Below are 21663 nucleotides of genomic sequence, written 5' to 3'. Positions count from 1 at the left end.
CCAAGCAGTCCCGCCTCTATGTCATCGCCATTCAAGGGCCAGACCGGCCTCAAGCGTATTCTCAATGCCGCCGGCTATTCCCTGGACGGCATGCGCGCCGCCTTCACCGGTGAAGCCGCGTTCCGCCAGCTGGTGCTGCTCAACGTCGTACTGATCCCCATCACCTTCTTCCTCGACGTCAGCCGTGGCGAGCGTGCGCTGATGATCGCCGCGTGCCTGCTGGCGCTGATCGTCGAACTGCTCAACTCGGCGGTGGAGGCGGCCATCGACCGCATCTCCCTGGATCGCCACCCACTGTCGAAGAACGCCAAGGACATGGGCAGCGCCGCTCAGTTCGTCGCCCTGAGCCTGATCACCGCAGTCTGGGCCACCATCCTCCTGGGCTGATCAGGCGATCGATGGCAGCACGATCTGGTCGCTGCGTTGCACGCCCGCCGTCAGTTCGCGGCACTGGTCGAGGAATTCACGCATCGCCGCGGTCTGGTACTTCTGCCGGTGCCAGATGAAGTAGAACTGCCGGCGCAGGTCGATCCCCGGCGTCTCCAGCGGCACCAGGCTGCCCCGGCGGAAGGCGTCGCGCAGCGCCAGCCGCGAGATGCAGCTGATGCCCAGCCCCGACTCCACCGCACGCTTGATCGCTTCGGTGTGCTCCAGCTCCAGGCGGATGTTCAGCGGGGTGGGGTGGTGACGCATGGCCTGGTCGAAGGTCAGGCGCGTGCCGGAGCCCTGCTCGCGGAGAATCCAGGCCTCGCGGCTGAGTTCCTCCAGCGAGGCCTGGCCGCTCTCGGCCAGGCGATGGCCGGGGGCGCAGAACACCACGAGTTCGTCCTCCACCCAAGGCAGGACCTCGATATCCGGATGCTGGCAATCGCCTTCGATTAGACCCAGATCAAGTTCGTAGTGGGCGATCTGCTGGACGATATTCATCGTGTTCTGCACATGCAGCCTCACCTGGCACTCCGGGTGGCGTTGCATGAAGCTGCCGATCAGCAGCGTCGCCAGGTAATTGCCCACCGTGAGCGTGGCGCCGACCGCGAGGGAGCCGAAGCCGCTCTTGCCGTTGAGCAGCGCCTCGATCTCCCGGGCTTGGTCCAGCAGCCCCACGGCCTGGGGCAGCAACTGGTGGCCCAGGGCGTTGAGGCTGAGGCGCTTGCCGACGCGATCGAACAGCTGGCAGCCGGATTGCCGCTCCAGCTCGGTCAGCGAGGTGCTCGCCGCCGACTGCGACAACGACAGCGATTCGGCGGCACGGGAGACGCTGCCCTGCTGGGCGACGCTGACGAATACCTGGAGTTGACGGAGTGTGAATCGCATATCGATATAACCGATAACCTATATCTTGATAATCCAGTTAACAGATATTGTGGCTATCAATACAATGTCGCGCAATTGCGCCCCGAGGCGCTGGCGACATCCAAATTTTCGGAGCCCCCGTAAATGAGCAACATGAACTCCGAGCGCGTCCTCAGCGTTCACCACTGGAACGATACGCTGTTCAGCTTCAAGTGCACCCGCGACCCGGGCCTGCGCTTCGAGAACGGCCAGTTCGTCATGATCGGCCTGCAGCAGCCCAACGGCCGCCCGCTCATGCGTGCGTATTCCATCGCCAGCCCCAACTGGGAAGAGCACCTGGAGTTCTTCAGCATCAAGGTGCCGGACGGCCCGCTGACCTCCCAGCTGCAGCACCTGAAGGAAGGTGACGAGATCATCATCAGCAAGAAGCCCACCGGCACGCTGGTGCTCGACGACCTCAACCCCGGCAAGCACCTGTACCTGCTGAGCACCGGCACCGGCCTCGCGCCCTTCATGAGCGTGATCCAGGACCCGGAGACCTACGAGCGCTTCGAGAAGGTGATCCTAGTCCACGGCGTGCGCTACGTGAACGAAGTCGCCTACCGCGAGTTCATCACCGAGCACCTGCCGCAGAACGAGTTCTTCGGCGAAGCACTGCGTGACAAGCTGATCTACTACCCCACCGTCACTCGCGAGCCCTTCGAGAACCAGGGCCGCCTGACCGACCTGATGCGCAGCGGCAAGCTGTTCACCGACATCGGCCTGCCGCCGATCAACCCGCAGGACGACCGCGCGATGATCTGCGGCAGCCCGAGCATGCTCGACGAGACCAGCCAGGTCCTCGACAGCTTCGGCCTGAAGATCTCCCCGCGCATGCGCGAGCCCGGCGACTACCTGATCGAGCGTGCATTCGTCGAGAAGTAAGCGCTGCCAGCTTCATGAGAAAGCCCGCCGATTGGCGGGCTTTTTCGTTTCGGCGATCCGGTCGTCATCCTCGCGAACGCGGGGACCCACCGAATACGGTCAGAGCGGCGAGCCGAAGCGCTGTCCGGAGATCGCCGGGTGGTAGATCGGCTGGATCTTGTTACCCGCCGGGTCCAGCACGTGGAAGCTGTGGGCGCCGTCGCCATGGGCGAAGGGGCGGTCGAGCAGGGTCACGCCGCTGGCCTTGAGGTAGTCGTACCAGGCGCGCAGCTCCTCCAGGCTGTCCACCACGAAGCCGTAGTGGTCCACCGCCTGCACGCCGCTTCTGGGCACGTCGGAGCGGCCCAGGGAAAGGTTGTCGTTGCCGCAGGTGAGGTAGACCAGGTCTTCGTTGGCACGGTTGAGCACCTGCATCCCCAGGATGTCCACGTAGAAGCGCTCGCACTCCTCGAGGTTGGGTACCACGATCGCCAGGTGGCGAAGACCATTGAGGCGGCTCGGACGGACAGGCATGAGCAGGATTCCTTTTTTGTATACAATTTCCTTGAAATATAAAACAAAAGGAATCCAACGTGTATTGTCTTCTGCTCAAGACCCAGCTCAAGCCCGGCAGCCTCGATGCCTTCATGGATGCCATGCGCGTCAACGCCGCCGCCTCCGTGCGCGACGAACCAGGCTGCCTGGTGTTCGATGTAGTGCGGGATCGCAGCGACCCGGACCTGATATGGCTTTACGAGGTCTACACCGACGAGGCGGCCTTCGACGCGCATATGGAGACACCGCACTTTCTAGCCAGCCGCCCGCTGGTGAACCCGCTGATCATCCAGCAGGACGTCATCGAGGCGGATGTGCTGGCGCTCAACGCGGCCCGTTAGAGGCGTTCAGTCCGAAGGGCTGATTTCCAGCACGCGGATCAGCCCCGGGCGCGGGTAGTGCCAGCGCACGTCCAGGTCCCAGAGACGCGCGCCATAGCGGCGTCCAGGCTCCGGCTGCTGGTAGGCCGGGCGCGGGTCCTGGGCCAGGCACTGCTCGATCAGCTCCACCAGCGGCTCGTCCAGGCGCAGGGCGTGTTCGCGGGCCAGCACCAGCGCACCCTCCACCCACTCCACCGGTATCGGCTCCGGCGCCGCCTCGGCGATGCGGTTGGTCGCGCCGTCCTGGCGGTCGACGTAGGGGACATAGGGCTTGATGTCCAGGACCGGGGTGCCGTCCAGCAGGTCGATGCCCGAGAGCCAGAGGCGATTGGCCTCGACCTTGTCCAGCTTCACCACCGACTGGCCGATGCCGTTGGGCCGGTGGGTCGAGCGCGTGGCGAACACCCCCAGGGAGCGGTTGCCGCCCAACCTGGGCGGGCGCACCTTCAGGCGCGGCTTGTCTTCCAGCGCCTGGTGGAAGAGGAACAGCAGCCAGACGTGGCTGACCTCCTCCAGCCCCTGCACGGCATCGCCACTGTCGAAGGGCGGCAGCAGTTCCAGCACGCCACGCGCGGCGGGCGCCAGGTGCGGCTGGCGGGGGATGGCGAATTTTTCCTTGAAGCAGGAGCGAACGATGCCCACGGGCGAGACGGAATGCGGCATGGCGATGGGCTCAGCGGCTGCGGATCGGAGCGTCGAGGGGGACCCGGCAACCGGCGTCGCGATAGGGCCCGCTATGGCGCAGCCAGCCTTCGCCAGGTTGCACCTGGGCGCAGCTGTAGCGGCCATCCTGCTTGCTCTGCCAGAGGTAGAACGGCGCCGGCGCGGCGAAGGCCGGGGCGACGAGGGCGAGCGAAAGGAGCAGGGTGAACAGGCGCATGGTGCGGGTATCCGGGGCGGTGGCGCGGCTACCCTAGCGCCCCGGTGGCGCCTTGCGCAAGCCGCCGTTGCCCGGCGGCCTGCGCAGTGTCGTCAGAGGTGGAAGCCGCCGTCGATGGGGATGATGTTGCCGGTCATGTAGGCGCCGGCGGTGCTGGCCAGGCTCAGGGCCAGGGCCGACATCTCCTCCTCGCGGCCCCAGCGCTTCATGGGGATGTGCGCGACGTCGGCAGCCAGGGCCTCGCTGTCGTTGGCGATGAACTGGGTCATCTTGCTGGGGAAGCGGCCGGGGGCGATCACGTTGACGTTGATATGGTCGGCCACCAGCTCCTTGGCCAGCATGCGCGAGAGCTGGTGCAGCGCCGCCTTGCTCGGGCCGTAGGCGTAGGCCTGTTCGCCCAGGGAGCTGATGCCGGCCACCGAGCCGATGTTGATCACCCGCGCCGGGCTCTGCGCGCTGCCGGCCTTGCGCAGCAACGGCAGCAGTTGCTGGATGCAGCTGAACACCGAGGTGACGTTGAGCTGCATGACCTTTTCCCAGCCCTTGACCGGGTAGCTTTCCAGGGGGGCGCCCCAGGTGGTGCCGGCGTTGTTGACCAGGATGTCGAGGTGCTCGATGCGCCCGGCCAGCTCGCTGGCCAGGGCCTTGGCGCCTTCCTCGCTGGAGAGGTCGGCGGCCAGGCCGATGCACTCGCCGTAGGCGGAAAGCTCTGCTGCGGTCTCGGCGCAGGCCTCGGCGTTGCGGGCACAGATGAACACGCGGGCGCCGGCTTCGAGGAAGCCCTGGGCGATCATCCTGCCGATGCCGCGTGTGCCGCCGGTCACCAGGGCGGTGCGGCCCTGGAGGCTGAAGTAGTGATGCATGGAAACCTCGTCGCTGATCGGGTGAGGTCGATACCCTAGCCTGGCGCCGCTTCGCGCGGCGGCATTATCGAGGGGCGGAATGCGCCGGCATTCCGCCGTTTCGCCTCATTCCGCCTTCTGGCTCTCGGCGAGCGCGACGTCCTTGGCCCTGGCCCGTTGCACCGCGGGGCGCGCGAGGAAGCGCTCGACGTAGGCGCGGAACACCGGCCGCTCGGGGATCAGGCCGAAGGCCATGGTCCAGTTCAGCGCGGTGCCCCAGAGCACGTCGGCGACGCTGTAGCTGTCCCCTAGCATCCAGGTCCGCCCTTGCAGGTGCTCGGCCAGGGTATCGAGCACAGTGGCGAAGTCGCCGTAGGGCGAGCGGGAGGGCTCCACCGGCGCGCGTTGCAGCGCGTGGTCCACCACCGCCGGTTCGAAGCAGGTGCCGGAGAACACCATCCAGCGCAGGAAGGTGCCGCGCTGCGGGCTGTCCACCGCCGGCGTGAGCCCGGCATCGGCATACAGGTCGGCGAGATACAGGTAGACCGCGACCTGCTCGGTGATGATGGTTTCCCCATGGCGGAGGGCCGGCACCTTGCCCATCGGGTTGATCGCCAGGTAGGCGGGCTGTCGCTGCTCGCCCTTGTGCATGTTCATCAGGTGCAGCTCGTAATCGGCGCCCAGCTCCTCCAGCAGCGTGAGGACGCCGGAGGAGCGGGTGTGCGGGCAGTGGAAGAGGGTGACGTGGCGGCTCATGGCAGGTCTCGCGATCAGTAGAGGTGGGCGTAGCCGTATTGCGGGCCGATCCCCAGGCTGGGTTTCATGCCCAGTTCGATGATGTGCACCTGCACGTCGGTGAAGGTCTGCTTGAAGGCGTTGATGCTGTGGGGCACGCAGGTGCCGCAGCAGTCGATCTCGCTGACCAGGGTCACGTCGGTGAGATGGCCGATGAAGCCCGGGCGCCCATGGATGTAGTTGATCAGCCGGGGCTCGGTGTGGAACTGGCCCATGCCGCCGCAGGCGAAGGTGCGGATATGGGTCGCCACGTCCGGTACGAACTCCACGCCCCACTCGTGCACCAGCTTGTTAAGCGCCGTCTTGCTGAAGGAGCTCATGGCCGAGAAGGAGAACAGGTTCAGCGGCGGGGCGTTGTTGAAGGTGCAGTGGGCGATGCACAGGTTGTGGGCCTCGGGGTCGAAGTTCGAGAGCTTCTGGTTCTTCTCGAAGGACTCGTTGACGGCGTAGCGCAGGGTGGCGATCAGCTCGTGGGCGTCCTGGTGGTTCATCTTCGGCATGTGGGTCTTCCTTGGTCGAGAGCTTCCTGTATAGGCCAGTCTCGCCGGGGTGCAAGGTCGAGCCGACAGCGGGCGCCAGCCAATGCCAACCACATCCCACCGCCGCCCGGTCTTCAGCCCGGTTTTCCGCCCCCCATGAAAAAGCCCCGCATCTGCGGGGCTTCTTCATGGCTCATGGGCTGGCTCAGACGCGCTCGGCCCAGAGGTCGTACTCGTCGGCATCGACCACGCGGACTATCACCTTGTCGCCCGGCTTCAGGTCGGTGCTGTCGATGAACACGCTGCCGTCGATCTCCGGGGCATCGGCGAAGGAGCGGCCGACCGCGCCTTGCTCGTCCACTTCGTCGATCAGCACTTCGATCTCCTTGCCGATCTTCAGCTGCAGGCGCTCGGCGGAGATCGCCTGCTGGTGCGCCATGAAGCGCTCCCAGCGCTCCTGCTTGATGTCGTCCGGCACCGGCTCCAGGCCCAGGTCGTTGGCCGGGGCGCCTTCGACCGGGGAGTACTGGAAGCAGCCGACGCGATCCAGCTGGGCTTCGCTCAGCCAGTCGAGCAGGTACTGGAAGTCTTCCTCGGTCTCGCCGGGGAAGCCGACGATGAAGGTGGAGCGGATGGTCAGCTCGGGGCAGATCTCGCGCCACTTCTTGATGCGCGCCAGGGTCTTGTCCTCGAAGGCCGGGCGCTTCATGGCCTTGAGCACCTTCGGGCTGGCGTGCTGGAAGGGGATGTCCAGGTAGGGCAGCAGCTTGCCGGCGGCCATCAGCGGGATCACGTCGTCGACGTTCGGGTACGGGTAGACGTAGTGCAGGCGCACCCACACGCCCATGCTCGACAGCGCCTGGCACAGCTCCAGCATGCGGGTCTTCACCGGCTGGCCGTTCCAGAAGTCGGTCTTGTACTTGACGTCGACGCCGTAGGCGCTGGTGTCCTGGGAGATCACCAGCAGCTCCTTCACGCCGGCCTTGACCAGGCGCTCGGCCTCGCTCAGCACATCACCCACCGGGCGGCTGACCAGCTTGCCGCGCATGGAGGGGATGATGCAGAAGCTGCAGGTGTGGTTGCAGCCCTCGGAAATCTTCAGGTACGCGTAGTGGCGGGGGGTCAGCTTGATGCCTTGCGGCGGCACCAGGTCGATCAGCGGGTTGTGCTCGGCTTTCGGCGGGATCACCTCGTGCACCGCGTTGACCACCTGCTCGTATTGCTGCGGGCCGGTGACGGCGAGCACGCTGGGGTGCACGTTGCGGATGCTGTCCTCGGCCACGCCCATGCAGCCGGTGACGATGACCTTGCCGTTCTCGGCGATGGCTTCACCGATCACGTCCAGGGACTCGGCCTTGGCGCTGTCGATGAAGCCGCAGGTGTTGACCACCACGACGTCGGCATCCTGGTAGGTCGGGACGATCTCGTACCCTTCCATGCGCAGCTGGGTGAGGATGCGTTCGGAGTCGACCGTGGCTTTTGGGCAACCAAGGGATACGAAACCGACTTTGGGCGTTGCGGTGGACATTGGCGACTAACCTCGAAGGGCACCTCGCGGGGTGCCTCTGATCAAAAAGTGCGCAATTCTAGCGGCAGCCCGCGCACTTGACCAGCTTCTTTGGGACAAGCTGTCGCAGGCCGGTCAAGGCTCGTGATACCCGGTAATTGTAGGGGGCAGGCTCTATAGTCAGTCAGGACGACACCGCCCGACTCTTGCATCGACGAATGGGTCGGAGCAGGATGCGCGGAATTTTTTCGAGGAATCTTGTTACATGTCCGATGCAAGCGCCGGCACCGTTGAGCATGAGCGGCCCCACTCCAGCTCCGCGATCGGCCTGATGGCCGGCGCCGTGGGCGTCTGCTACGGCGATATCGGCACCAGCCCCCTGTACACCCTGAAGGAAGTCTTCATCGGCGGTTATGGCGTGCAGGCCAACCACGACGGCGTGCTCGGCGTGCTTTCGCTGATCTTCTGGTCGCTGATCTGGGTGGTGTCGATCAAGTACGTGATCTTCGTCCTGCGGGCCGACAACGAAGGCGAGGGGGGGGTGATGGCGTTGTCCGCGCTGGCGCGTCGTGCCGCCACCGGGCGTCGTCGCCTGCAGGCCATGGTGGTGGTCGCCGGCCTGATCGGCGCCGCGCTGTTCTACGGCGACAGCATGATCACCCCGGCGATCTCGGTGCTCTCCGCCATCGAGGGCCTGGAGATCGCCTTCGACGGCCTGGAGCATTGGGTGGTGCCGATGTCGCTGGTGGTGCTGGTCGGCCTGTTCCTCATCCAGAAGCATGGCACCGCGCGCATCGGCATCCTGTTCGGCCCGGTGATGGTGGCCTGGTTCCTCGCCCTCGCGGCCCTGGGCATCTATGGCGTATCGCAGGAGCCGGAAGTGCTCAAGGCGATGAGCCCGACCTGGGCGATCAATTTCTTCGTCTCCCACCCCGGCATAGGCGTCGCCATCCTCGGCGCCACGGTGCTGGCGCTGACCGGCGCCGAGGCGTTGTACGCCGACATGGGCCACTTCGGCCGCAAGCCCATCGCCCGCGCCTGGTTCGCCCTGGTGCTGCCGGCGCTGGTGCTGAACTACTTCGGCCAGGGCGCGACCATCCTGGTCAACCCGGAGGCTGCACGTAACCCCTTCTACCTGACGGCCCCCGGCTGGGCCCTGCTGCCGATGGTGGCGCTGTCCACGGCGGCGACCGTCATCGCCTCCCAGGCGGTGATTTCGGGCGCCTTCTCGCTGACCCGCCAGGCGATCCAGCTCGGCTACGTGCCGCGCATGTTCATCCAGCACACCTCCAGCCAGGAGCAGGGGCAGATCTACATCCCGGCGGTGAACTGGGCGCTGATGGTCGGCGTGGTACTGCTGGTGCTGGGCTTCGAGTCCTCGGCGGCGCTGGCCTCGGCCTATGGCGTGGCGGTGACCGGCACCATGCTGATGACCACCCTGCTGATGGGCGTGGTGATCTGGCTGCTGTGGAAATGGCCGCTGTGGCTGGCCGTCCCGTTCTTCCTGCTGATGCTGCTGGTGGATGCGCTGTTCTTCGCCGCCAACCTGCCCAAGGTGGTCCAGGGCGGCGCCTTCCCGGTCATCGCCGGCCTCGCGCTGTTCATCCTGATGACCACCTGGAAGCGCGGTCGCCAGCTGCTGGTGGAGCGTCTCGACGAGGGCTCGCTGCCCCTGCCGCTGTTCATCGCCAGCATTCGCTCGCAACCACCGCACCGCGTGCAGGGCACCGCCGTGTTCCTCACCGCGCGCTCCGATGCCGTGCCCCACGCGCTGTTGCACAACCTGCTGCACAACCAGGTGCTGCACGAGCAGGTGGTCCTGCTCACGGTGGTCAACGAAGACAGCCCGAGGGTTCCTCCGGAGCGACGCTTCGAGGTGGATGCCTATGGCGAGGGCTTCTTCCGCGTGGTGTTGCACTTCGGCTTCATCGAGGACCCGGACATCCCCCAGGCCCTGAAGCTGTGTCACCTCAACGACCTGGATTTCAGCCCCATGCGCACCACCTACTTCCTCAGCCGCGAGACGGTGATCCCGTCCAAGCTGATCGGCATGGCGCGCTGGCGCGAGGCCCTGTTCGCCTTCCTGCTGAAGAACGCCAACGGCAACCTGCGCTACTTCAACCTGCCGCTCAACCGCGTGATCGAGCTCGGCACCCAGGTGGAGATCTAGCCGGCGACGGGGTTCGCCACGACGAAAAAAGCCCGGGCATGCCCGGGCTTTTTCATGGATGGGATCAGCCAGCGGGCCGTGCTCGGGCCCGGAGGGCAGGACTCAATTTCGCCCAGGCAACATGCGCCGGACGGTGTCGTCCTTGCTGATGAAGTGGTGGAACAAGGCCGCCGCCGCGTGCAGGCCGATCAGCCAGTAGCCGAGCACGGCCACGGTCTCGTGCACCTCCTTGATCTGCCCGGCGAGGTCGGGGTTCTTGTCGATCAGCGGCGGCAGCTCGAAACCGAAGAAGGGGATCGGCTTGCCGGCAGCGCTGAGGATCAGCCAGCCCGCCAGCGGCAGGCCCAGCATCAGGCCGTACAGCGCCAGGTGCGCGAGCTTGGCCAGGGCGTTCTGCCAGGCCGGCGGGTTCGGGGTGATCGGCGGGGTGGGTGAGAGGAAGCGTGCGGCGATGCGCACCAGTACCAGGGCGAACACCGAGAGGCCCAGCATGAAATGCCATTGCTTGAGCAGTTCGCGGGTTTCGCTGCCCTTGGGAAAGTTGCCCTTCAGTTCGATGGTGGCGTAGACGGCGGCGATCAGCAGCAACATCAGCCAATGCAGTGCGATTGAAAGTTTCCCGTAGCGGGACGTTGGGGTGGTCATCACGGCTCCTTGTTGTCCCGCATCGTAGCGGCGGGCTTGTCTCCAGTTTAGCGGCCGTGGCTTAAGTGAAAATGAAGCAGATCAAGCGTCGCGCTGCCCGCTACCGGGCGGGTAGCGGGCAGGCGGCGTCAAGGGGCGGGCTGGCGCTTGGCGATGGCGGCGACCAGGCGCTCCGCCAGGGCGGGGTAGTTTTCGTCGTAGTGGTGGCCGCCGGGCAGCGCCAGCACTTCGCCTGGCGCGCCGGGCTGGGTGCAGCCGCTCTCGCTGGCCTCTTCCTTGCCATAGACGCAAAGCACCTTCGCAGCCGGCAGCTTGATCAGTTCCGGGCCGGTGGGCGCTTCCTGGCCGGCCTTGCCGAGCCAGCCCTGCACCTCGATCTCGAAGCTGCCACTGCGCGCCAGGGCCAGCAGGAGGACGGCGTCCACTTGCTGCTGGTCGGCCTTGGGCAGGCGGTTGTAGAAGGCCGGCAGCACGTCGGCGCCGAAGGAGTAGCCCGCCAGCACGAAGCGCTGGGCCCCCCACTTCTCGCGGTACTGCTTCATCAGGCGGCTGAGGTCGGCGGCGCCCTGCTCGGGGCTCTTGTGCTGCCAGAAGTAGCGCAGCGCATCGATGCCGACCACCGAGTGGTCGCGCTTGGCCATTTCCTCGGCCACGGCGCGGTCCAGGTCACGCCAGCCGCCGTCGCCGGAATAGAACAGGGTGACGGTGGAGGAGGGCTTGGTGGCGGGCACCTCGACCACCGGCATCGGCGTGCCTTCGCCTTGCAGAAGGGCGCGCAACTGCTCGTCGAGCAGCTGGGGCAGGGTGGTGTCGTAGTCGCTGATGCTGGTGTCGGCGTTGGCCTGGTCCCGGGCGAAGGCGGCACTGGGGTCGTCCGGGTTGTCGTTCCAGGCGATGGTCCAGTGGCCGTGGGGGGCGGCCTTGGGCAGAGGAGCCGGGCAGTCGGCATGTTCCAGGCTGAAGTCGATGGACAGGGCGCGTGCCTCGTCCTTGTCCTGGCCGGCCAGCCACCGCCAGGCGAAGGCGGCTCCCGGGCCTATGCCCGCTACCAGGGTGGGTTCGCCCTGGAGCAGCTCCCGCGCGTTCTGGAGCAGGTGCTGCTGGGCATCGCAATCATTGGCCGGCAGGGCGAGCTGGACGATGCGCGCCGCACCGTCGTGGGCCAGGGCCAGCAGTTCGGCTTCCTTCAGTTGCTGGTCGCGATCCACCAGGACCAGTACCCACGCCTTGGCGTCCGCCGGTGGGCTGGCCAGTGTCGCGGAGCTGCCATCTGGCAGGCGCTTCTGCTCGACCCTGGCCTGGGGCGCGGGGCGGCTCCAGAGCAGCAGGCCGATGCCGATGGCGAGGAGGACGGCGACGACCAGGATGCGCTTCCAGTTGCGTTTGAGCATGGTTCCCTCAGCGTTTGACCAGTCCGGTGAAGCCGCCGGCGATGAGCGCGGCGGTATCGGCCAGCGCCACCAGCGGGTCGAGGCCCGCAGGCACCGCCATGTAGCGCGGCTCCCACTCGGGCTGGAACTTGTCCTTGAAGCGGCGCAGGCCCTGGAAGTTGTAGAACTGCTCGCCACGGCGGAACACCAGGGCCCCCAGGCGCTGGGTCAGCGGCGCGCCGCGGCGCGGCTGCAGGCCGGCCAGGGGCACCATGCCGAGGCTGAAGCGCTCGTGCCCGCGCTCCTTGAAGTGCAGCAGCAGGTTGAGCATGAGGAATTCCATGGTCAGCTTGGGCGCTTCGGGGTGCACGCGCATCAGGTCCAGGCTGGCCAGTTCGCTGCTGCTGGTCTCCAGCAGGTTGGCGAAGGCCATGGGCTTGCCTTCGAAGGAGACCACCGCGATGCGGAAGTGCTTGAGGTAGTCGGGGTCGAAACGGCCCAGGGAGAAGCCCTTCTCGCGCACCTGCTTGCCCTGCATCCAGGCTTCGGAGATGGCCCGCAGCGCATCCAGCGGCGCCAGCCCGGCGTCGAAGATCTCCATCGACAGGCCGTCGCGCTGGCCCCGGCTGAGGGTGTAGCGCAGGTCCTTCATGGCCTTGTTCTTGGCTTCCAGGTCGAAGCGGCGCAGGTCGACCCGCGCCTCTTCGCCGAGCTTCAGGGCGCTGAGGCCGATATCCATGTAGTACGGCAGGTTCTCCGCACGCACCTGGTAGAACACCGGGCGCGCATGGTGCACGTCGCAGAGGTCGCGGAACTGCCAGATCAGCTCGGCGCGGTGGTTGGCCTTGCCGATGGGGTCGAACAGCGCCACCAGGCTGCGCCCGCGACGGGCGAACATCAGGAAGGCGTCCTCCTCGGGGTGGAACAGCAGCGCCTTGTCGCCGGTGAGCACCAGCCCGCCGTCGGGCTGGCCGGATGCCTTGACGATATCGGCGGCCTTGAGCAGTTCTTCCTCGGTGGGTTCGTGGATCACCAGGGGGACCGGCCGCAGCAGCCAGATCAGCGCCAGGCCCGCCAGCAGCAGGCCGCTGCCCAGGGTCGCACGCAGGGTGCGCGGGGCGTCGGCGTCCACGGCGAACTGCCAGAACAGTTCATGGCTGTAGGGCACGTCCTGGTAGGCGAAGAACATCAGCCACAGCGACGCGGCCAGCACGCAGGCACTTGCGCCCAGGTTGACCGGCGAGAAAGGCATCTCCAGCAGGCGGCTGGGGCGATAGAAAGCATTGCGGAACATCGCCAGGAGGGTCGCGGTGAGCACCAGCAGGCTGGCCTCTTCCCAGTCGAAGCCCTTGAGCATCGACAGCCCGGCACCGGCGAGCAGCAGCACCACCGTCAGCGCCCAGGCCGCCGACAGGCGCCGGCGCAGGCCGTGGGCGAGGAGCAGGCAGAGCACGCCCACCAGGCTGGCGGCCAGGTGCGAGGCGTCGATTAGGCGATGGGGGATGAGGAAGCTCAGGTGCTCCAGGCGGGTGTCGATGGCTGGGGTGGCACCGGAGAACAGCAGCACCACACCAGAGAGGAACACCATCAGCGACAGCACCGGCGCGGCCAGGCCGGAGGCGGCGCGCACCGCCTGGCGCCCGGCGGGCAGGAAGCGTTGCGCCTCGTTCGCCAGCAGCAGCAGGCAGGCGAGGATCAGCGGCAGGCCCACATAGATGAGGCGATAGAGCAGCAAGGCGGCGGCCAGGGGCGCTGCACCGAGTTGCCCGGCGAAGGCTGCCAGCAGCACGGCCTCGAACACACCGACACCGCCCGGCACATGGCTGAGCACGCCCGCTGCCAGGGCCAGCAGGTAGACCAGCAGGAAGGCACCCAGCGGCGGCGCTTCCGGCAGCAATACATAAAGCACGGCAGCGGCGGCGCAGACGTCGACTAGGGTGATCACCAGCTGCAGCGCGGACAACTGCAGGCCCGGCAGGCGCAGGGTGCGATGGCCGATGCGGATGTTCACGCAACCCGGTGTCGGCGCCACCGGCTCGCGCAGGCGCGACAGCCAGACCACGGCGATGACGGTGGCGGCGAGCACGGCGCTGGCGATGATCGCCACCAGGCTGGTGGAGATGCGCAAGGCCTGGGCGGCGGCGGGCAGGTCACTCAGCGCGGCCACGGCGGCCAGGGGGGGCAGGGCGCTGCCCAGGGCCAGGCTGGCGAACAGCGTGATGCGGGCGATATCGCCGGTGCCGACGTTGTCGCGGCTATAGAGGCGGTAGCGCACCGAGCCCCCGGTGATCACCGAGAGGCCGATGGCGTTGCCAATGCCCGTGGCGCAGAAACTGCCCAGCGCCATGCGCGGGAAGGGCAGCTTGACCCCGGCGAAGCGGCAACCGGACCACTCGTAGCCCATCAGCGCGACGAAGCCGATTGCCGTGGCGCCAATGGCCATCAGCAGGCTGGTGCCGGGTACATCACGGACGGCCGTGCGCAGTGCGTCGGGATCGAGCTCGCGCAGCAGGTGCCAGCAGGCGACCAGGCCGATGGTGAACAGAAGAAGGGTGAAGGCCAGCCCGATGGGCTGTCGGTAGGCGCTTATGCGATCGAGCCAGCGCAGTTGCGCGGGTTCGTCCTGCAGCGTGGAATCGTCGGAGAGCGGATTTTCAACGGTGGGGTTGGCGCGCATCGAGCACCTCATGCAATGTGCGCCACAGGATGTGGGCAGCGCGGGCAAGTTCCAAGCCCTGTCATGCAATATTTTCCTTGGCGCATGGCCTGACTCAGAGTCGGGCGGCTTCAGCCTAAGAAAAGACGCCCAAACGAAAAAGGCCACTCTTTCGAGTGGCCTTTCCGTATTTGGTTGCGGGAGCTGGATTTGAACCAACGACCTTCGGGTTATGAGCCCGACGAGCTACCAGACTGCTCCATCCCGCGTCTGTGGGTCGGCATTCTAGCGATTTAATTCACCCTGTCAACGCCTGATTGAGAAAAAAGTGTTTTTTCTTCAGGTGCTTAGCGTGATCCGAGTGGTCAGATAGTCCTCCAGCCCCTGCCGGGCGGGGTTCTTCAGGCTTTTCGGGTGCCGAGGTGCGCAGGTGCGGGAATGGACCGGATGAACCTCGGGTCCGGAACGGGGAACCGGACCCGAGGGCGGCAGGAGGTCCATTTCCTGGCCGCTGGACGAGCGTAACGGGGAGGTGCTGTAGGAGAGTTCCAGACACCGGTAGGCTCGGGCTGATTCCGCCCCGCGTCCGTTGTAGCGATTTGGGCTACGGCGATACTGCTCCGCTTCAACGGGGTGCCGGTGGCGCCCCATCCGCGTTGGTCGCGCCTCGTTCCACGGGGCGTTTCGTTCCGGAGTTCCCATGACGCTCGATTCCTTCAGCCGCCTCGTCATCGAGCCGGCCCTGGCCCTGCTGCCCGATGAGATGAACAGCCGCGAGGCGCAATTGATGCTGCTCGCCATCGGCCTGCAGGAAAGCGGTCTGGAGAAGCGCCCGCTGGTCAAGGGCGGGCCTCACAGCTATTGGCAGTCGGAGTCGCCCGATGAAATGGTCCACTTCGTCCTGCGCTGCCCGGTGACCCGGGATGTCGCCGTCGAGGTATGCGACGCCCGCCAGGTACCGCCGGTGGATGAGCGGGTTCGCGTTGCGCTGGGGCATGACGATACGCTGGCCGCCGCTTTCGCGCGGCTGTTGCTGTGGAGCGACCCGGCGCGTCTGCCTGCGCTCGATGAGGTGGAGGCGTCCTGGGATCTCTATATAAGGACCTGGCGCACCCCAGACCCACGGCCCGAACTCTGGCCGGAGCATCACGCCCGGGCCGCCCAGGTCGTGCGCACATCCGGCCGCTGAAACCCGCCTGGCAAATCGGCTAGACTTGCCCGCCTCCCGTCCGTGGAGGCTCCCCCGGCGGCATCCGCCCGCCCGAGCGTGCTTCCTTCGCTCCACCGGTAACCAGGCGTCCATGAGTCAAAGGAAGATCATCCACATCGATTGCGACTGCTTCTATGCAGCGATCGAGATGCGCGACGACCCCTCGCTGGCCGGCCGCCCCCTGGCGGTCGGCGGCTCGGCGGAGCGGCGCGGGGTGATCGCCACCTGCAACTACGAGGCGCGTGCCTATGGCGTGCGTTCGGCCATGTCGTCGCGCCATGCGCTGAAACTGTGCCCGGACCTGTTGATCGTGCGCCCGCGCTTCGACGCCTACCGCGAGGCCTCGCGGGAGATCCACGCCATCCTTCGCGACTTCACCGAGATCATCGAGCCGCTGTCCCTCGACGAGGCCTACCTCGACGTATCCGAGAGCCAGCACTTCAGTGGCAGCGCCACGCGCATCGCCCAGGAGATCCGCCGGCGGGTGTGGCAGGAGCTGCGCATCACCGTTTCCGCCGGGGTGGCACCGAACAAGTTCCTGGCCAAGATCGCCAGCGACTGGCGCAAGCCCGACGGCCTCTTCGTGATCACGCCCGACCAGGTGGACGACTTCGTCGCCCAGCTGCCGGTGAGCAAGCTGCATGGCGTGGGCAAGGTGACGGCGGACAAGCTCGGCCGCCTCGGCGTGATCAGTTGCGCGGACCTGCGCGAATGGAGCCGCCTGGCCCTGGCCCGCGAGTTCGGCAGTTTCGGCGAGCGCCTGTACGGCTTGGCGCGGGGTATCGACGAGCGCGCGGTGCAGGTGGACAGCCGCCGTCAGTCGTTGAGTGTGGAGAACACCTTCGATCAGGACCTGCCCGACCTGGGCACCTGCCTGGAGCGCCTGCCGGAGCTCTACGAGGAGCTGCAGCGGCGCCTGCAACGGCTCGACGCCAGCTATAAGCCCGGAAAGCCTTTCGTGAAGCTGAAGTTCCACGACTTCGCCCAGACCACCCTGGAGCAGTCCGGCGCTGGGCGTGACCTGGACAGCTACAGGCTGTTGCTGGGCGCGGCGTTCGCCCGGGGTGACAAGCCGGTGCGGCTGATCGGCATCGGCGTGCGCCTGCAGGATCTGCAGGGCGTCGCCGAGCAGCTCAAGCTTTTCTGAAACTCAGCGTTCCGGCCACAGGCGCAGCGGCTTGCCTTCGGCGGGCCACAGGCGCAGTTGCTCGATCGCCGAGAAGTCCCAGCGCTGCACGCTCGGCAGGGCGTCGAGGAAGCGCTGCTCCTGCTCCATCAAAGCCGGTGCGCACATCTTGCGGGTGCTGCCGACCGGGCCGAAGCTGATCCTGTCGTCCTTCAGCTCGTAGGAGGCGAACCAGTGGTTGCAGCCGCCATTGCCATAGGCACGGCCGTCGCGGCCCAGGGTGATGGTCAGGTGGCTGTTGTCGATCAACGGGCGTTCGCCGATCCACTCCACCTGGTAGGTACGCTCGGTCTCGATGCTCGGGCCTTCGCTGGCGCAGCCCACCAGGGCCAGGGCGCCGACGGCGGCACTGATTGCGTTGCGGTTCATGGGGTCTCCTGACGGCATTTCGGGCAGAGGTGCTTGCCTTCCCTGTTCAACCAGCCCAGCTCGGCGATACGGGCTTCCGCGGCCGGTGCCTGCGCGCTCTTGCCGAGGCTGGAATCGACGGCGAACTCGAAGTCCAGGCGCTTGGCGCAGGCGTCGCAGTCCACGTGCCAGTTGAGGATGGACAGTTCCTTGAAGACCGGGCCCTTGGCCACCGCCAGCCACTGGCCGGGCGGGTTGATCAGGTGGCGGACCTTCTCCACCTCCAGGCGCATCGCCAGGTCGCGGCTGCCCTTGAGGGTGACGACCAGGGTGTCGCCATTCTGGATCGAGCCCCCGGTGCCGGTGACCTGATAGCGGCCCGGCGCGAGTGCACGGCACTCGCTGAGGGTGTGGGCGGGGTTGAGCAGGTTGTAACGGAAATCGTGTTCGGCCATAGGTCCTCCAGAAACGCCGCGCATCCTATCACGGCCTAGGCGTCGACCTGGTTGCACGGCCGCCCGGCGGCCCAGGCGGCGATGTTGTCCAGCGTGGTACGGGCGATGGCCGCCAGCGCCTCGCGGGTGAGGAAGGCCTGGTGCGCCGTGACGATGACGTTGGGGAAGGTCAGCAGCCGGGCCAGCACGTCGTCCTGCAACGGCAGGTCGGAGCGGTCTTCGAAGAACAGGTTGGCTTCCTCTTCATAGACGTCCAGGCCCAGGTAGCCGAGCTGGCCGCTCTTCAGCGCCTCGATCAGCGCCGGGGTTTCCACCAGTGCGCCGCGCCCGGTGTTGATGAGCATCGCACCGGGTTTCATGTGCTGCAGGCTGTCGGCGTTGATCAGGTAGCGGGTGGCGTCGTTGAGCGGGCAGTGCAGGCTGATGATGTCGCTCTCGGCGAGCAGCGGGTCCAGGGGCAGGTAGCGTGCCCCCATGGCTTCCACGGCCGGGTTGGGGAAGGGGTCGTAGGCCAGCAGCTGGCAGCCGAAGCCGGCCATGATGCGGGCGAAGGTCTCGCCGATCTGCCCGGTGCCGACCACGCCCACGCGCTTGCCCACCAGGTCGAAGCCGGTCAGGCCGTGCAGGCTGAAGTCGCCTTCGCGCGTCCGGTTGTAGGCGCGGTGAAGGCGCCGGTTGAGGGCGAGGATCAATGCCACCGCATGTTCGGCGACCGCGTGGGGCGAGTAGGCCGGTACCCGCACGACGGTGAGGCCGAGCGCGCGGGCTGCCGTGAGGTCGACGTGGTTGTAGCCAGCCGAGCGCAGTGCGATCAGGCGCGTGCCGCCCGCCACCAGGTGCTCCAGCACCGGCGCGGACAGGTCGTCGTTGATGAAGGCGCAGACCACGTCGAAGCCATTGGCCAGGGCCGTGGTGTCGAGGGTCAGCCGTGCCGGCTGGAAATGCAGCTCGATGCCTGCCGCGGCGCCGAGGAAGCTTTCGCGGTCATAGGTCTGGCTGCTGAAAAGAATGGTGCGCATGGGCTCTCCTTTTATCCCCGGCCATTCTAGACCGCCGGGGAAGAGGCGCCCTGCATCAGGTCAAGCGTTCACCCGCGTTTCCCCGGCCAGGCGGACGATGGCCACGTCGAGCTCGTCGAGCGCCTGGCGATAGGCCGGGTCGTTCTTCTTGAGCAGGGTTTCGCTGCGCTGGCAGGCCGCGCGCAACTGCGGCACGCCGCAATAGCGGGTGGCGCCGTGCAGGCGGTGGACGCGCTCCAGCAGGGTCGCGTGGTCGTCGCTGTCCAGCGCCTGGCGGATGGCCTGGCGGTCCGCTGCGAGGGAGGCCAGCAGCATCGCCAGCATGTCGGCGGCGAGGTCGGCCTTGCCGGCGGCCAGGCGCAGGCCTTCCTCCGGGTCCAGCACGCTCGGCTCATCCTCGTTGGCCGGGTGCTCGGCGCCGCGCTCGGGGGCCGGGCTGTGCAGGACCAGGCCGGTCCACTTGAGCACCACCTGGGCCAGTTGGCGCTCGCCGATGGGCTTGGTCAGGTAGTCGTCCATGCCGCCTTGCAACAGGGCGCGTTTCTCGTTGGCCAGGGCGTGGGCGGTGAGGGCGACGATGGGCACCGGGCTCAATTCGCTGCCGGCTTCCAGGCGGCGGATTTCCTCGGTGGCCTGGCGCCCGTCCATGCCGGGCATCTGCACGTCCATGAGGATCAGGTCGAAGTTGTGCTGCTGCGCGGCCTCGACGGCGGCATAGCCACTGTCCACCGCGGTCACCTGGGCGCCCATGTCGCCGAGCAGGGTCTTGACCAGCAGCAGGTTGGCCGGGTTGTCGTCGACGCAGAGGATCTTCGGCGCACGCGTGCTCTGTGGCTGCGGTGCCTCCAGGCGCGGCTGCTGGCGCGGGCTGACCAGGCCGGTGAGGGCACGGTGCAGCTTGCGCGTGCACGCCGGCTTGGCCTGCAGCTGGTTGTGCGAGTCGGGCAGCACCTGGTGATAGAGCGCCTGCTCGGTGGTGGGGCAGAGCACCAGGCTCTTGCAGCCCAGCTGGTCCAGTTCCCAGATGTACTGGCTGAGGCGATCCGGCGGCAGGTCGCGGGCGGTCACGCCCATGACCGCGAAGCCGATGGCGCGGGTGCCGTTGCGCTGGGTCTCGACTGCCTCCAGCAAGGCCTCCAGGCTGGGGTAGTCCTGCACCTCCAGGCCGCAGTCCTCGAGCTGGTGGTGCAGCGCCTGGCGGGCCAGTTCCTGGGGCTCGAACACTGCGGCGTAGCGCCCGGCGAGCAGGGCCTTGGGCAGGTCGTCGGCGTCGTCGCGGGCCTTGGGCAGGCTGACGCTGATCCAGAACTCGGAGCCTTCGCCCGGGGTGCTGGCCACGCCTATCTCGCCGCCCATCTGCTCGATCAGGCGCTTGGATATGACCAGCCCCAGGCCGGTGCCGCCGGCCTGGCGCGACAACGAGTTGTCGGCCTGGCTGAAGGCCTGGAACAGGGCGCGCAGGTCCTCGTCGGAAAGGCCGATGCCGGTGTCCTGCACGCTGATGCGCAGTTGCACCAGGTCGGCATCGCTGTCGTCCTCGAGCATCGCGCGCACGGCGATGGTGCCCTCGCGGGTGAACTTGATGGCGTTGCTCACCAGGTTGGTCAGCACCTGCTTGAGGCGCAGGGGGTCGCCCACCAGCTGCAGAGGGGTGTCGCGGTAGACCAGGCTGACCAGTTCCAGGCGCTTCTCGTGGGCGGCGGGGGCGAGGATGGTCAGGGTGTCCTGGATCAGGTCGCGCAGGTTGAAGGGGATGTTCTCCAGCACCAGCTTGCCGGCCTCGATCTTCGAGAAGTCGAGGATCTCGTTGATGATCCCCAGCAGGTTGTCGGCGGACTTCTCGATGGTCGACAGGTAGTCCTGCTGGCGCGGCGACAGCTCGCTCTTCTGCAGCAGGTTGGTGAAGCCGAGGATGCCGTTGAGCGGTGTGCGGATCTCGTGGCTCATGTTGGCGAGGAACTCGGACTTGATCCGGCTCGCCTCCAGGGCCTCCTTGCGCGCCAGGTCCAGCTCGATGTTCTGGATCTCGATGGTCTCCAGGTTCTGGCGGACGTCCTCGGTGGCCTGGTCGATGTTGTGCTGCAGTTCTTCCTGGGCGCTCTGCAGCGCCTCGGCCATGCGGTTGATGCCCCCGGCCAGTTCGTCCATCTCGTGGTTGCCGAGCTGCGGCAGGCGGGTTTCCAGGCGACCTTCCTTGAGCAGCGCGACGCCCTGCTTGATGCGCCGCAGCGGCTCGTTGATCTGGTGGCTCATGCGCAGGGCGAGCAGCGCGGTGACGGCGAGGCCGGCGGTGATCAGCAGCAGGCTGGCGAACAGGCTGCGATAGCCCTTGAGCAGTGTGCCGTGGTGCGACATCTCCAGCTCGACCCAGCCCAGCAGCTGGTCGTCGCCCAGCTTGGCGGTGTCGCCGGAGAGCACGCGATGGCGTTCGAACACCGGCTGCATGAAGCGCGTGGCATCGGTGTTGCTGGTCAGGCTGAGGTGGCTGCCGTCGCTGTCGGGCGTGCCGTTGAGCATGCTCGGCCCGGCGTGGGCGAGGCGTGCGCGTTCCAGGCTGAGGAAGCTCACGGCGCGCACGTCGGGCTGGTCCAGCGCATGGTCGGCGATGCGCTCCAGCAGCACCGCGTCGCCGCGGACCAGGGCCGGCGCCGCCAGGGGTGCCAGTTGCTCGGCGATCATCTGGCCGCGCTGCAGCAACTGCGCCTGCATGTCGGAAAGCTGCGCCCAGATGAAGTAGCCGCCCAGCACCAGGGCCAGCAGGCTGGTGGGCAGCAGGGTGAGCAGCAGAACGCGGCCCTTGATGCCTAGATCCTTGTACACGCTCGTTCCTTCGGTCAGTGAATGCCGGAAGTGTAGCGATTCGGCCGGTCGGAATCCTCCCACATATAGGCGGGAATCCAGGCGGTGATATGGGAATCCAGGCGGCGATTTGCCAGAATGCGATTCTATTAACGAATAATTCGCATTTGC

Annotated in this window: 21 protein-coding genes and 1 tRNA gene; 6 read left to right on the top strand and 16 right to left on the bottom strand. The window is 66.9% G+C overall.

All coding sequences use genetic code 11. The features are described 5' to 3' along the window. The first annotated feature begins 18 nt into the window (after positions 1-18). On the top strand, positions 19-387 hold the full coding sequence (locus HSX14_RS23000) for a diacylglycerol kinase (RefSeq protein WP_173171787.1): 369 nt from the start codon (positions 19-21) through the stop codon (positions 385-387). Here the strand turns inward: HSX14_RS23000 and HSX14_RS22995 are convergent, their stop codons facing one another. Next, positions 388-1314 (bottom strand): LysR family transcriptional regulator, encoded by a 927-nt coding sequence (locus HSX14_RS22995; protein WP_173171789.1) that lies wholly within the window; start codon positions 1312-1314, stop codon positions 388-390. It abuts the gene before it with no gap. A 123-nt stretch (positions 1315-1437) separates the two neighbouring features. On the opposite strand from HSX14_RS22995, the gene fpr reads away from it, so the two are divergent. Continuing rightward, positions 1438-2217: a ferredoxin-NADP reductase gene (fpr, locus tag HSX14_RS22990; RefSeq protein WP_111261748.1), complete on the top strand. Its 780-nt coding sequence runs from the start codon at positions 1438-1440 to the stop codon at positions 2215-2217. A 99-nt stretch (positions 2218-2316) separates the two neighbouring features. On the opposite strand, the gene HSX14_RS22985 is transcribed toward fpr, so the two are convergent. Next, positions 2317-2730: a VOC family protein gene (locus tag HSX14_RS22985; protein WP_173171791.1), complete on the bottom strand. Its 414-nt coding sequence runs from the start codon at positions 2728-2730 to the stop codon at positions 2317-2319. Between the two features lie 59 nt (positions 2731-2789). On the opposite strand from HSX14_RS22985, the gene HSX14_RS22980 reads away from it, so the two are divergent. Beyond that, positions 2790-3092, top strand: a complete 303-nt coding sequence (locus HSX14_RS22980; RefSeq protein ID WP_173171793.1) for a putative quinol monooxygenase — start codon at positions 2790-2792, stop codon at positions 3090-3092. A gap of 6 nt (positions 3093-3098) precedes the next feature. Here the strand turns inward: HSX14_RS22980 and tsaA are convergent, their stop codons facing one another. The 6 genes from tsaA to rimO all read right to left on the bottom strand — a co-directional run bounded on the left by tsaA (position 3099) and on the right by rimO (position 7655). Beyond that, complete coding sequence (gene tsaA, locus HSX14_RS22975; protein WP_173171795.1) at positions 3099-3794, bottom strand: tRNA (N6-threonylcarbamoyladenosine(37)-N6)-methyltransferase TrmO; 696 nt, start codon at positions 3792-3794, stop codon at positions 3099-3101. 10 nt (positions 3795-3804) lie between these two features. Next, positions 3805-4011, bottom strand: a complete 207-nt coding sequence (locus HSX14_RS22970) for a hypothetical protein (RefSeq protein ID WP_173171797.1) — start codon at positions 4009-4011, stop codon at positions 3805-3807. 92 nt (positions 4012-4103) lie between these two features. Beyond that, positions 4104-4874, bottom strand: coding sequence for an SDR family oxidoreductase (locus HSX14_RS22965; RefSeq protein WP_173171799.1), 771 nt, complete (start codon positions 4872-4874; stop codon positions 4104-4106). Positions 4875-4979: 105 nt separating this feature from the next. Next, complete coding sequence (locus tag HSX14_RS22960) at positions 4980-5609, bottom strand: glutathione S-transferase family protein (protein WP_173171801.1); 630 nt, start codon at positions 5607-5609, stop codon at positions 4980-4982. 14 nt (positions 5610-5623) lie between these two features. Beyond that, positions 5624-6148 (bottom strand): hypothetical protein, encoded by a 525-nt coding sequence (locus HSX14_RS22955; RefSeq protein ID WP_173171803.1) that lies wholly within the window; start codon positions 6146-6148, stop codon positions 5624-5626. 184 nt (positions 6149-6332) lie between these two features. After that, complete coding sequence (gene rimO / locus HSX14_RS22950) at positions 6333-7655, bottom strand: 30S ribosomal protein S12 methylthiotransferase RimO (protein ID WP_173171805.1); 1323 nt, start codon at positions 7653-7655, stop codon at positions 6333-6335. A gap of 244 nt (positions 7656-7899) precedes the next feature. Here rimO and HSX14_RS22945 point away from each other — a divergent pair, with 244 nt between their 5' ends. Continuing rightward, on the top strand, positions 7900-9804 hold the full coding sequence (locus HSX14_RS22945; protein ID WP_173171807.1) for a potassium transporter Kup: 1905 nt from the start codon (positions 7900-7902) through the stop codon (positions 9802-9804). A gap of 102 nt (positions 9805-9906) precedes the next feature. Here the strand turns inward: HSX14_RS22945 and HSX14_RS22940 are convergent, their stop codons facing one another. The 4 genes from HSX14_RS22940 to HSX14_RS22925 form a co-directional block, all read right to left on the bottom strand. Continuing rightward, positions 9907-10449, bottom strand: a complete 543-nt coding sequence (locus tag HSX14_RS22940) for a cytochrome b (RefSeq protein WP_173171809.1) — start codon at positions 10447-10449, stop codon at positions 9907-9909. 128 nt (positions 10450-10577) lie between these two features. Further along, positions 10578-11840, bottom strand: a complete 1263-nt coding sequence (locus HSX14_RS22935) for a virulence factor family protein (RefSeq protein ID WP_173171811.1) — start codon at positions 11838-11840, stop codon at positions 10578-10580. 7 nt (positions 11841-11847) lie between these two features. Continuing rightward, the gene (gene mprF, locus HSX14_RS22930) at positions 11848-14448 is read right to left on the bottom strand and encodes a bifunctional lysylphosphatidylglycerol flippase/synthetase MprF (protein ID WP_373874647.1); all 2601 of its coding nucleotides are present in this window, start codon (positions 14446-14448) and stop codon (positions 11848-11850) included. A gap of 219 nt (positions 14449-14667) precedes the next feature. Further along, positions 14668-14744: transfer RNA gene (locus HSX14_RS22925), tRNA-Met, on the bottom strand. Positions 14745-15175: 431 nt separating this feature from the next. On the opposite strand from HSX14_RS22925, the gene HSX14_RS22920 reads away from it, so the two are divergent. Together HSX14_RS22920 and dinB are read left to right on the top strand one after the other, a co-directional pair. After that, a complete protein-coding gene (locus tag HSX14_RS22920) occupies positions 15176-15664 on the top strand; it encodes a hypothetical protein (protein WP_173171815.1) in 489 nt (162 codons plus the stop codon). 112 nt (positions 15665-15776) lie between these two features. Next, on the top strand, positions 15777-16832 hold the full coding sequence (dinB, locus tag HSX14_RS22915; protein WP_173171817.1) for a DNA polymerase IV: 1056 nt from the start codon (positions 15777-15779) through the stop codon (positions 16830-16832). Positions 16833-16835: 3 nt separating this feature from the next. Here the strand turns inward: dinB and HSX14_RS22910 are convergent, their stop codons facing one another. The 4 genes from HSX14_RS22910 to HSX14_RS22895 are packed head-to-tail and all read right to left on the bottom strand — an operon-like array spanning position 16836 to position 21513. Continuing rightward, positions 16836-17240, bottom strand: a complete 405-nt coding sequence (locus tag HSX14_RS22910) for an META domain-containing protein (protein WP_111261733.1) — start codon at positions 17238-17240, stop codon at positions 16836-16838. Continuing rightward, positions 17237-17674, bottom strand: coding sequence for a hypothetical protein (locus HSX14_RS22905; protein WP_173171819.1), 438 nt, complete (start codon positions 17672-17674; stop codon positions 17237-17239). The genes HSX14_RS22910 and HSX14_RS22905 overlap by 4 nt, the downstream gene beginning before the upstream one ends. 35 nt (positions 17675-17709) lie before the next feature. After that, positions 17710-18693 (bottom strand): 2-hydroxyacid dehydrogenase, encoded by a 984-nt coding sequence (locus tag HSX14_RS22900; protein ID WP_173171821.1) that lies wholly within the window; start codon positions 18691-18693, stop codon positions 17710-17712. A gap of 60 nt (positions 18694-18753) precedes the next feature. Next, positions 18754-21513: a response regulator gene (locus HSX14_RS22895; protein ID WP_173171823.1), complete on the bottom strand. Its 2760-nt coding sequence runs from the start codon at positions 21511-21513 to the stop codon at positions 18754-18756. Positions 21514-21663 lie beyond the last annotated feature (150 nt).

Source organism: Pseudomonas tohonis (assembly GCF_012767755.2).
Lineage (GTDB): Bacteria > Pseudomonadota > Gammaproteobacteria > Pseudomonadales > Pseudomonadaceae > Metapseudomonas > Metapseudomonas tohonis.
The sequence above is the reverse complement of the archived record's forward strand: the minus strand, read 5'-3'. Positions and strand labels throughout refer to the sequence as shown.